Consider the following 12,110-nt stretch of genomic DNA (forward strand, 5'->3'; position numbering starts at 1 on the left):
TTTTATGAACCGGTATGATATGGAAGAATATAAGCAATTCGACAACATTATGTACCGTCAGATTTATTATATCTCCGTGACCATGCTGGCCTCTTATTTTCTGGCCTACCTGATCATTCCAAAATTAATGCGCTCAAAAAACTATTTTGAAGTGGTCGTCTTTTTTATTGCAGGTGCTTACCTCATTTCTGCCTGCTCACGTGCTGCGGTAATATATCTCCTGGAACCACTCATCAGAACACCGCCTTTCGCACAGGAATCACTATGGCAGATCCTATCCGATATCCCCAAATTAGTAACGCATTACTTTACCCTGTCATTCTCTGCGGCATGGGTATTCGCTTTTGTCAAACTGATCCGTGACCAGTACGTGGTTCAGCAACGTTCATTGATGCTGGAGAAAGAAAAGGCAGAAACGGAACTTAAAGCTTTGAGAAGCCAACTCAATCCGCATTTTTTATTCAATACCTTAAACAACATTTATTCGCTGTCGCTCATGAATGCTCCGGTTGCTTCAAAATCGATTGCCGGATTATCCGAGATACTGGATCATGTACTTTACAGGTGTAATACGGCTTATGTTCCGCTGTTATCAGAAATTAAACTGATTGAGAATTATCTTGCATTGGAAAAGCTCAGATATGATGAACGGCTAAGGATAAATTTTGATTATGTTACCGACAAAGCGGCCACTATCGCACCATTGATTTTATTATCACTTGTGGAAAATGCATTTAAACATGGTGCGGGTATGGATGCCGGCAATCCCTTTATTGATATTGATCTCCACCTGAAAAATAACCGCCTCCGTTTTAAGGTGACTAACAGTATTGTGGAAGAGAAGCCCGCAACAGGAGGGAATGGCCTCGGCCTGAACAATGTTACGCGGCAGCTTGATCTGCTTTATCCTTCGCGGTATAAATTAAATATAAAAATGATCAACCATACTTATGATGTGGAACTGGAAATTAATCTTGTGGATGTATAACCTAATTGCTTTAACGCTATGAAAATAAAATGTCTTTTGGTTGACGATGAACCGCTGGCGATTAAGTTGTTACAGAATCACCTTGCGCAACTGGATGCTTTTGAAGTGGTGGCTACCTGTTCTACGGCAGTAAAGGCCCTGGAGCTGCTGAGAACTCTTGCGGTAGATCTGATGTTTCTGGATATTGAAATGCCCCAAATAAAAGGTATTGACTTTTTAAAAGGCTTAAAGGATCCGCCAGCAGTGATCATCACAACCGCATATCGCGAATACGCCATTGATGGTTATGACCTGGACATCATCGACTATCTGCTAAAACCCATTACGTTCGAGCGGTTTTTTAAGGCTGTTGACCGGTATCTGCGGTCGCGGAATGCTGAAAATCCTGTAGCTGCTGTCGCAACACAAAATTCTTATTTATTTTTAAAATCAGGATTGAGAAGTCACCGATTAAATATGGCTGATATTTTATATATTGAAAGTATTAAGGATGATATACGGGTGTTTTATGAGAACAGTTCGATCAACATTAAATACAAGATCAGCGATCTGGAAACGGATATCAGGTTATTTTCGCTGTTGCGCGTCCACCGGTCGTTTATTGTCAATATGGCTAAGATGACCTCTTTTACCGCCAATGATATTGCGATCGGTAACAAAACGATACCCATTGGCCCGAACTATAAAGCGTATGTGCTCAGGAAGTTGCAGGAACTTCGGTTGAATTTGTAAACTTCAAAACCCAGAGTGAGTTCATTTAACATCGTTCCCAATATCTTGTCAATTGTTCAGTTAAGATATGATCAACAGCTGTGCTAATGAATGCTGTTAATTATCGTTAAATATCTTCATATGTTTTTCTATTTAGCTATTTTGAACAAGTTTCAGTTTTAAATGATATACATGTATAAATTAATTTTTCTCTTGTTTTTTTTGATCCTGTCGAAGGATGGTTTTTCCCAGCATCTTACCTATAATAAGGTGACGACAAAGAAATAGACCTGGCCGAAAAGCAATGGCCTTTTCAGCCGGCATTTAGTAACAACAAAATGGTTGTAGGTATCGTTTGGCAGGAAGCAGGGGAGAGCGTAGCACCTGGGGAACAAATTGTCGAAATTGACGGTATTTCCTTTAAAGATGTTGATCTATGTAATCTGCTTACTAACAAGCCAATTCTTGAGGGGAAAGAACAGGCAACGGTAACTATAAAATTTAAAAAAGGCGACCAGCGAAAATTAAAAATCGAAAAAAAATATTTTTAAGTGAAGAGATGCATAAAACCTGCACATATCAAGTTCTAATTATTTACTTTTAATACAAAGCGGCTATATCATCATCATTCATGTAGATTAAATTTGATGTTGAGCTTATCGAAACACTGTTAACGAGATGGTTTTACAAGTCTTTCGACAAGCTCAGGATGACATTTCAAATTTAGCATCCCGACCAAACTCCAGCCTGGTGATACCAATTTTATATACTTTTATTGCTCAGCTTCTTTGCCCTTAAAGTGCGTAATTGATTTTTGCTGTCCGTCAGGCAGGCTGGCATCATAACGGTACACCCCCTTTAAACCGCCAAACCAGATATTGCCATCCTTAGCTTCTAAAATTCCGAAAAGCATTTTATCATTTGTTTTTATTTCGGTGACCATCGGTTTTTTATTTAATAAAGACTTTTCATCATAACGGGAAAGTACCCAATTCTGACTCTTCGCACTTTCTGAACTGGTCCATATATTACCCTTTCTATCTTCGTAAATATAACCCACAAATTTTTGGGTAAAATTGGTAAATGTTTTGCCGTCATAGCGCCAAAGCCCATCGGCACCACCAAGCCAGATATGGCCTTTTTGATCTTTGATGATCGAACGAACATTTAAAAAGGGTTTGCCCTCGTTATTGTTGATCTTAGTGAATGTTTTCCCATCATACCAGTAGCTATGGCCCCTCGTAGCCAGCCAAAATTTTCCGGTATTGTCTTCAATGACGGCATTCACATCATGATGCATCCAGCTCACTTCAGGAAGTGACTTTTGGTAAACAGAAACATGGACAGAATCAGCCGCTTTAAAGGGAGGAGCCTCATTCATTTTAAAATTGCGAAAGGATTTTCCATTATAAAGACTTGCACCACCTTCAGTACCAAACCAGATCTGACCGGTTTTATCTTCATAAATATTAGTTACCCGATCATTGGCAAGTCCGTCTCTGGTGGTGTAATTTCGAAAAGATTTTCCATCATAGTGATAAACTCCTGAACCAACAGAAGCAAACCAAAAATTTCCCATTCTATCTTCGAGGATAGAAAAAAAGCGTGCCGGGCTAACCTTACCGGTGATATTGCTGAAAGATTTTCCATCGTATTTAATAACACCCGCCCATGAGGCCATCCAGATGTTTCCATGGCGATCTTGTTTGATGGTACGAACGATGCTGTTTGGGGCATGAGAAATGTTTAGCACTTTGGTTTCAATGACATCCTGAGCATCTTTTTTTTGCTGGGCCTGTACAGGTAAATAAATTCCGCCTGCCAGAATGATCAGCAGGCTGTAACAAAAGTTTCTGTTATTTTTCATCTTGATATAATTTTTTTGCGGGATGAAGCCATCACGGGCAATCTTTATGATTGTTTGTAGATGATGGTTTATCCCCTGTTAAAATTGATTCAGCGAAATTACTTTGGTATCTTTCCGTCGGCAGCATCAGGATTGTAAATAAAAATGTAAACTTTGTAAATAAAGGCTTGACAATATGCAACTTAGTCTAAAACCCCCTTCCGGAAAACGCAAATACCTGTTCGCAGGAATATTTATATCATTTATTGCTGTGCTGTGTGCCGCTTTGAGTGTAACGGGGAATGATAGCTTCGACTTCGCCAGAAGGGAAATTTTACTCCGCAAAATCGGACATGAACTGCTTCTGCAGTCAGGCGACAGTACATCCAGGGTGCTTCCGGTAAAGCGAACCGGAGAAAATAATTACCAGATCAGGTTTGAACATGCGCTTAGTTTTCAAACAGATGCTCTGGTGAATATCAGCCGGCGTTGGCTGGATAAAGATCCGCTGGCCGGTGATTATGTGGTGAATGTACTGAATCGTGGCAACTCCAGCGTGGCCTATGGATATGCGATATCCAAAAATAAAAAAGATGATATAGTAGCCTGTATCGGAAGAAGGCAACCCAAAGCATATTATATGATCAATATTACATTCAAACCGGCAGGAATACGTACAACAAGGCATGTATACCTGCTCAGCAGTCTGCCATTTTTAGCCTTTTTTGGGTTTATCTTTTTGAGCGCCGTTAAGCCGATTCGGGTTTTAACTCACCGTGAGCATGATGAAATGATCACTTTAGGCACCATGTTATTTGATGCGAAAAACCGGAAGCTCGTGATACATGGAAACACCATAGACCTGACCGGAACAGAAAACCGTTTATTGCGCATTTTTGCATTGTCTCCGAACGAGACGATAGAGAGAAGCCGGTTGCAGAAAGAGATCTGGGAAGATGAAGGTATTATAGTAGGCCGAAGTCTGGATATGTTCATTTCAAAACTCAGAAAAAAACTGGAATCAGATCCTGATCTCAAAATTGTGGTGATACGCGGAAAGGGATATCGGCTTGAAGTTGATTCCCGGTGCAGTTGAAGAATTATTTAAGCAGTAAAATATCAAATCACTTTTAATCTGAATACTTCTCTCACGGGAGCATTGGAAGATGATCCGAATGAATTATCTTTAAACTATTTAGACTTATTAAATATAATGGTTTATATTTGCCATTCTGTATAAGCAACAAGCGCATTTGTGAAAATTTTTAAGGGTAATAAAAATGGTCAATTACTGAATCAAATTGATGATTCAAGTTTTCGCACCTTATTTGAACAGTTCTGGAAACCCTTACTTGCATTTTGTCAGCACCATATCCATGATGATGAAGTGGCGATGGATATTGTTCAGGATATCTTTTGTTCTCTCTGGCGGCGTAAAGATGCTCTTCATGTGGAAACCCGGATGGAATACTATTTATTTCGGGCAGCACGGATTAAAATCAGTGACTACTACCGTGAAAAATTTAAAAGGGAAAGCCAGAACCAGTGTCTGTTAGAAAATTTCTGCGAAAGCATCAACAACACAGAAGAAACTATTCTTTTTAAGGATCTGGATCATTTTGTCGATGGACTCGTGAACAGGCTGCCCTGCCGGTGCAAACAGGTGTACACGTTAAGTCGCAACAGTGGTTTGACTATACCAGAAATTGCAGAACAGCTTGAGCTTTCAGAAAAAACGGTAGAAGCACATTTAACCAAAGCATTGCGTTTTCTCAAAACTCATTTACATTAAGTGCCTATTTTAATTTTTTATAACAGGAATAAATAGCCTTTTGTTGTCACAGGAGGGATAATTTGTTGTATAAAAATCAATTATAGTAGAATTTAATCGAAATATCTCCTGGAGGGATCGTCATTGCGAAAAGACTTTTTCAGCCGACAAAGTAATCTATCATGCTGGTAATCCTTGCTATAAAGACTGCTTCCTCGTTCCTCCTCGAAATGACGAGTTTTTTTTGGAGTCTGTCAATGGTAGCCTTGGTCGATTGCTTTATTAATGCGTTGAAATGGTCTTCGAATACACTCACACTGACATACGAAATAAGTTTTATTTTAAACAGGCTTTAACCAATAGCAAAAATATTTTTTTTTAACTAAGGGTAAATCTCCCGATCTCCGACTTGTATTCTAAAAGCAGTTCATGTCGGTAGATCATCATTTGTTAGAAAAATATTGGGCGGGTTTATGTAGCCCTGTGGAAAGGAAGATCGTAGAACAATGGATGCTGGATGGAAGTCCCGAAAAGCCTTATGAACTTCGTTCCTCAGAAGAAGAATTAAAAATAAAGGAGCAGTTGTGGCAACGTATTGCAGGAGCGCATCCGGAAGTAAAAGGCTATGATGAACCGGACAAGGTTATTCGAATGCCGGTATGGTATAAAAGAATATCGATAGCGGCAATATTTATTTTACTGGCAGGCTTGGGCTTATATCTGTCAAACAAACAATCACCTGCCGGTGCTTCATTCACTTATAGGGAAGTAATGCTTCCATATGGAAAAAAAGCCAGGATTACCTTAGCTGATGGCACCCTGGTGTACCTTAATGCAGGAAGCAGGTTGAAATATCCCGATCATTTTTCAAAAACGGAGCGAAGGGTGTTTCTGAAAGGAGAAGCCTTTTTTGAGGTAACTAAAAATCCAGGCAAACCGTTCTACGTTCAAACCCAACATACCACTACACGCGTGCTGGGCACCCGCTTCAATCTTCAGAGCTGGGAAGGTCCTTTTGATCAATTGGCTGTAGAAGAGGGCAGGGTACAGTTAACAGCTGCCGGATGTATCGATACGCTGATTTTATATCCCAATATGCAGGGCACATTTAATGGTCATTCACTAAAGCAAACCACGATTAACAGTGCGCATATCGTGGCCTGGACCAAAGGTATCATGATTTTTAATGATCGTAAATTAAGCGAAGTTGCGGCTGAGTTGGAACGCTGGTATGGCGTTAAAGTTCACCTCCGTGATCCGGCTTTGCTTCATTATAGGGTAAAGGCCCGATTTGATAATCCCTCACTGACTGATGTACTTCAGGATATCAGTTTTGCACTTAATATAAAATACAACATAAAAGATAAGGAGGTCACATTGTCCAGATAAGTAGATTTTTAACATAAATACCCGGTGTACGCGTCGCTAAAGTTGTTCACCGGGTATAAGCAATGCACTATAATCAATCACATTACTTCAAATCAAAAATATGAACTTTTTGCTATTTAGCACAAGATTGTTTTCACGCATGGGGAAAACAATCATTTTAATTTTACTCACCATTTTAATTACCAATTCAGCTATGGCACAAACCACAGCTTTGAAAAAAAGAATCAGCATTCAGCTTAACAATGTCTCTATCGCCCAGGCTTTGCAAGAAATAGAAACCAAGGCAGGTTGCAGTTTTATTTATAGTCCGGATTTGTTGAATGCAAATAGAAAAGTGAACTTAACTTATCAAAATGCCACTGTAGAATCTATTCTTCATGGAATTTTTGGAGAAGAGATCAGGAGAATAGAGGTAAAAGGAAACCAGATTAACCTTCAGCCTTCAAATGGTAAGGGAACGATTAAAGGGCGGGTGATTACGAGCGACGGCCTGGCTGCGGCATATGTTAACATCGATATGGGCGGCAGCAAAATTCAGGCAGATGAAAATGGTCTTTTTAGTTTTAATAACGTAGAAGTTGGAAGCTATACCATCACAGCCAGGTATGTTGGGTTAAAGGAGCAGGAACAGCGCGTTCAGGTTACTGCAAATGCTACAGTGGAAGTTTTATTCACTTTATATGAGGATATGCGGGCACTGCAGGAAGTGGTTGTGAATGGCGAGCGCGTAAATAGATTTGCAAACAAAACGACTGAATATGTTTCCCGTTTACCCTTAACAAACCTGGAAAATCCACAGGTGTATAGCGTAATAACCAAACAGCTGATGCAGGAACAGGTGGTGGTAACCGTGGCAGATGCCATACGCAATGCCGGGGGGGCCGTTTCTATCACCAACCCTTCTGGCGGCGTCAGCGCATATTTCAGGGGATTTGGAACCGGAATTAATGCCCGTAACGGCATGGAATCTACTTCAGACCGTTCTGCTGTAGATTTAGCGAACATCGAACGCATTGAAGTGATGAAGGGACCTTCAGGTACTTTATTTGGTGCGTCGGTTTCGTCCTTTGGCGGGGTTGTGAATGTGGTGACAAAAAAACCGATAGAAGCAAAACGTACGGAATTTAGCTATACTTCGGGGAGTTTTGGCTTAAACCGCCTTACACTAGATATTAATACACCGCTTGATCAGGAAAAAAAGGTGCTTTTCCGGGTAAATTCTGCCCTGAATCGGGAGAGGAGTTTTCTGGATTATGGTTTTAACAACACTTTTTTACTGGCACCAAGCATTACCTATCACGTCAATGAAAGGCTGTCATTAAATGTTGATGCAGAGTTGTTGCAGGTACATAATACGCAGCCGATGAACTATGTATTCCGATCTGCAGCCATTAAACAACCGAGCGATTTATTACTGGACTACCGGAAAACATTGTTTCATGACAATGTTGATGTTCAAAATTATGCGACGCGTATATTTGCTGAAGGGGTGTATAAACTATCAGATAACTTTAAGTCGACTACACTGTTTTCTTTTGTTTCTGAAAATGTAGATCACAGTTATCAGCGTTTGGTGATTTGGTCTTCTCCCAGTAATGTAACCCGGGCTTCCTATGTGTATGGTCCGGTTTATAACGGATACACAAATATCCAGCAGAATTTTAATGGCAAGTTTAAAACAGGGAGTTTCACCCATAATCTTTTAATTGGTGCAAATTACCGTCATTATACTTCAAGTTTTCTATTTGCGGATATCCAGCCCATTGATCAGATTGATGTTACAAAAGCCTTCAAGCCAATTGTTAGCCAGCAAATTGATAAACTGGTAAGCTTTGCACCTTTTCCTTCCCCAACGCAGCAAACGGCCAGTGTTTATGCATCAGACATGATTAACCTGTTACCGCGTCTTTCGGCGATGTTATCACTGCGTTTGGATCGTTATAAAAGGCAGGCCGTTGAAGGTGATGAAGATGGTTATAATCAAACTTCTTATGCACCTAAATTTGGTCTGGTTTATGAATTGCTGCCTAAATCAGTTTCACTTTTTGCCAATTACATGAGTGGTTTCCAGAATGTTGCTCCGGTATCGCAGCCGAATGGCAGCCGGCAGGTTTTAGATCCCTTATTCGCTACCCAGGCAGAAGGTGGGATCAAAACAGAGCTTTTCGAAAAGAAACTCAGCTTTACCGCCAGTTATTACCGGATCAATATTGATAATGCTACCCGTTTGAATGAGGAGTTATTTACCATACAAGATGGGAAGCAATTAAGTAAGGGCTTAGATCTGGAACTGATTACGCAACCCGTTGCCGGTCTGAACATTTTGGCGGGATATGCTTATAATGATAATCGTATTGTTAAAGCAGCTCTGGATGCTAATATTGATGGAAATAAAGCTGCAAATGCACCTGAAAATGTAGCGAATTTCTGGGCTTCATATGCTTTTCAGAATCAATTTAAGGGACTGGGATTTGGTGCAGGAATGAATTATGTAGATAAAATGTACAAAGCTTCAAATAACAAATTTTTTATTCCGTCATACACCCTGGTTAATGCCGTAGTATTTTACAATAGGCAGGCCTGGGGCATACAGGTTAAAGCCAACAACGTTTTTAATAAAAAATATTGGGACAGTTGGGCAAATGCGCAGGCACCGGCAAATTTAGCGGCGAACCTTTCCTTCCGATTTTAAATGCGTGAATAGGCAACCAAGGTTTAATTCCCTGGTTGCCTGATTAGTATATGGACTTAAGAAAAAGACTAATTGCCATCCACTTATGGATCGGGCTGCTATCAGGGCTGGTTGTGATGATATTGGGATTAACGGGCTGTATCCTTGTTTTTGTCGATGAAATCAAGCCCCTGGTTTATGCAGACCGAATGCAGGTTTCACCAGCATCCGGCGAACCATTATCCATAACTGTAATGATGCAGAAGGCGCAGGAGATCTGGGGTAAAGATAAGCCGGTATCGGCCTTAGAGATTGATAATGATCCCATGCAAACATGGCATTTCAGGGCTTACCGGGAAAACAATACCAACGCTGGAAATTGGTATTGGCATGAGAAAAAGTTCTATGAATCCCTGTTTATGAACCCTTATACCGGTGAATTGGTTTTTCATGAACAGTCTGAATTTGAATTTTTCAGGGTGATCTTGTATTTACACTGGAGTTTGTTATTAAAAACAGAACTGGGTCAGCCTGTTGTTGGCGTGGTCAGCCTGCTGTATGTTATTTCCTTGCTCACCGGCCTTTATTTGTGGTGGCCAAAAAATAAAAAGGCCCGGCGGGTTCGGTTTTGGTTTAAGTGGAAGAAGAATACCGGTTTAAAACGCAGGAACTATGATCTCCACAATATTCTTGGTTTCTACGTGATGAGCCTGGGGCTGGTCATTGCCCTCACCGGAATGATGTGGGCATTTCCGATGCTGGATAGGGGACTGCAGAAGGTACTCAATTTGAGTGAAAGTTCGAACAAGACAAAAGTAGCGATGGTACATCGATTGCCTGAAAAGGCTGAAAGTAAGGGTTTAGATCTTATTTTTAAGGAGATCAAAAAGAAATATCCTACAGCAAAGGCCTACCATTTTTATTTTCCGGCTAAGCAGCTGTCAACGGTAATGGTGCTTGCCAGCTATGATCAGACTTTTAAAACAGTTACGAACCGTTACGACATGCTTTCAGGGCAATTGTTAGAAACCAGTAGGTTTGAAGACGAACGTATCGGTGAGCGATTCAGCGCAATGAATTATGATATCCATACCGGAAATATTCTGGGTTTACCCGGTAAAATACTTGCTTTCCTGGGATCACTGATTTCTGCATCTTTACCCTTAACTGGTTTTTTGATCTGGTACAACAGAAAGAAAGGCAAAAGCACTTAGCTGCTGTTTCAGGTGGGGGAAAGCAGTGCTTCTTTTTTTAGGAAAACAAATGCTATGGGTTTTTGATCCAAGCCATGTACTGCTCTAATCCTTTCCTTTGCGATTTCGCTTCAATCGCAGATCGAGCAAAAAAATATAGAGACCTTGCTAAGGGTAATCTTGCGTATCGTGATGCCAGGTTAGGCCTATGTAATTTAAAAGCCTTCAAATGCACCAATAGCTTTAGGAACAACTTGCTCTTTTTTCAGGATGGTTGCCTTTCTTTCGTCTGAAAGCAAAAATTTTCTGGCATTAACGTTTATTTAGGCAATCTTTTATGGAAGTTAAGGGGTTCCGTTGTGTTAAGGCAGCCGGTTTGCCATCTTTGGTCTAACCTTCAGACTGTTAAATTCAATTCCAATTCACCGCCGTTTTAAGTGCTTTTGGATCCAAGAACGGAGCAAGCCATGATCAGCCCGCAGGGTGCCGGTTATGTTGAAAATTATATCAAATTCCTGAAAGCCGGATTATAGGCGTACCGGAAAGTTAAACTGGCGTTTTGTAGAAGTTAAGCCAGCATTTTTAGTTAGTTAATGATGAATAAGGGGGCAAGCTGGATGGCTTGCCACTTATTAACGTCGAAGCCTGCTGAAATGAAGAATGTTCAGGATATAAATCTTTGATACAGGTGAGATCGATATTCAATTCAATGATTTACCTGCCAGCTTTTAAGTTTTTTCAGCTAATCAGGTACAGGCGCAAACATCCATTCATATGGCGTAGTCAATAGGGTAAAGCCAGTTATATTCGAGGTAAATCCGGTCGTTTATGAGATCGGATAGGCGGTATCGCTTTTGGCTTCAGAGAGTACGAAAAAACTTTGTACAGTGGTTATATTAGGCAATGTTGCCAGTTTTTGACGATAGAAGTCGTGATAGGCATCCATATCACGGGTGGCAATTTTCAATACAAAATCGAAGCTTCCGGTCATTTGAAGACACTCCATTACTTCCGGAAATTTTACGACTTCATCTTCGAAGCCTTTAAGTGTTTCCGCGGCATGGTCATTTAACAGCACCTGACTGTATGCGATCAGGTTCCTTTCGATCTTTCGTCTATCCAGAATCACGACCGTCCGCTTGATGTAGCCTAACTTCTTTAGCCTTCTGATTCTTTCATGAATAGTGGCTACTGATTTATACAGCTGGCCTGAAAGCTGCTTGTGTGTGATGCTCGCATCCACTTGGAGAATTCTCAGAATTTCTTTATCTGTTACATCTAGCTCTGTCATATGATTATTGATCTGTTTAAAAGGATAAATGCCGGATTATTTTTGCAATGATCGAATGGCACGGAATCTCCGGTACATTTTATGCTTCTGTTGTATCCGGCCCAATTCATTATTAACATGAAACGTATGAACCGTTATCCATCACCGCAATATACCAAATACTCTTCGGATGAATCAACTATCTATTGAATTTCAAAATTTTACCGGCTGGATGTTTTTTTGATCCTTTTAATGTCATCATTCGCCAGCA

Annotated in this window: 10 protein-coding genes; 8 read left to right on the forward strand and 2 right to left on the reverse strand. The window is 40.4% G+C overall.

What is annotated here, in order from left to right:
• The first annotated feature begins 19 nt into the window (after window positions 1-19).
• The 3 genes from OQX64_RS02170 to OQX64_RS02180 all read left to right on the forward strand — a co-directional run bounded on the left by OQX64_RS02170 (window position 20) and on the right by OQX64_RS02180 (window position 2,250).
• Complete coding sequence (locus tag OQX64_RS02170; protein WP_265817371.1) at window positions 20-988, forward strand: sensor histidine kinase; 969 nt, start codon at window positions 20-22, stop codon at window positions 986-988.
• Between the two features lie 18 nt (window positions 989-1,006).
• A complete protein-coding gene (locus OQX64_RS02175; protein WP_265817372.1) occupies window positions 1,007-1,720 on the forward strand; it encodes a LytR/AlgR family response regulator transcription factor in 714 nt (237 codons plus the stop codon).
• Window positions 1,721-2,037: 317 nt separating this feature from the next.
• Entirely contained in the window at window positions 2,038-2,250 is a 213-nt protein-coding gene (locus OQX64_RS02180) for a hypothetical protein (RefSeq protein WP_265817373.1), read from the forward strand.
• A gap of 221 nt (window positions 2,251-2,471) precedes the next feature.
• Here OQX64_RS02180 and OQX64_RS02185 read toward each other — a convergent pair whose 3' ends face one another.
• Entirely contained in the window at window positions 2,472-3,566 is a 1,095-nt protein-coding gene (locus OQX64_RS02185) for a ligand-binding sensor domain-containing protein (RefSeq protein ID WP_265817374.1), read from the reverse strand.
• Between the two features lie 175 nt (window positions 3,567-3,741).
• On the opposite strand from OQX64_RS02185, the gene OQX64_RS02190 reads away from it, so the two are divergent.
• The 5 genes from OQX64_RS02190 to OQX64_RS02210 all read left to right on the forward strand — a co-directional run bounded on the left by OQX64_RS02190 (window position 3,742) and on the right by OQX64_RS02210 (window position 10,590).
• The gene (locus tag OQX64_RS02190) at window positions 3,742-4,641 is read left to right on the forward strand and encodes a winged helix-turn-helix domain-containing protein (RefSeq protein ID WP_265817375.1); all 900 of its coding nucleotides are present in this window, start codon (window positions 3,742-3,744) and stop codon (window positions 4,639-4,641) included.
• 159 nt (window positions 4,642-4,800) lie between these two features.
• Window positions 4,801-5,337, forward strand: a complete 537-nt coding sequence (locus OQX64_RS02195) for an RNA polymerase sigma-70 factor (protein WP_265817377.1) — start codon at window positions 4,801-4,803, stop codon at window positions 5,335-5,337.
• Window positions 5,338-5,745: 408 nt separating this feature from the next.
• On the forward strand, window positions 5,746-6,705 hold the full coding sequence (locus OQX64_RS02200; protein ID WP_265817378.1) for a FecR family protein: 960 nt from the start codon (window positions 5,746-5,748) through the stop codon (window positions 6,703-6,705).
• A 100-nt stretch (window positions 6,706-6,805) separates the two neighbouring features.
• Complete coding sequence (locus OQX64_RS02205; RefSeq protein ID WP_265817379.1) at window positions 6,806-9,397, forward strand: TonB-dependent receptor; 2,592 nt, start codon at window positions 6,806-6,808, stop codon at window positions 9,395-9,397.
• Between the two features lie 50 nt (window positions 9,398-9,447).
• Window positions 9,448-10,590 carry a PepSY-associated TM helix domain-containing protein gene (locus OQX64_RS02210; RefSeq protein WP_265817380.1) on the forward strand — a complete coding sequence of 381 codons (1,143 nt, stop codon included), beginning with the start codon at window positions 9,448-9,450 and terminating at the stop codon, window positions 10,588-10,590.
• An 805-nt stretch (window positions 10,591-11,395) separates the two neighbouring features.
• On the opposite strand, the gene OQX64_RS02215 is transcribed toward OQX64_RS02210, so the two are convergent.
• On the reverse strand, window positions 11,396-11,860 hold the full coding sequence (locus OQX64_RS02215) for an Lrp/AsnC family transcriptional regulator (RefSeq protein WP_088300587.1): 465 nt from the start codon (window positions 11,858-11,860) through the stop codon (window positions 11,396-11,398).
• Window positions 11,861-12,110 lie beyond the last annotated feature (250 nt).

Origin of the sequence: Pedobacter sp. GR22-10, from assembly GCF_026239715.1 — a bacterium.
GTDB lineage: Bacteria > Bacteroidota > Bacteroidia > Sphingobacteriales > Sphingobacteriaceae > Pedobacter.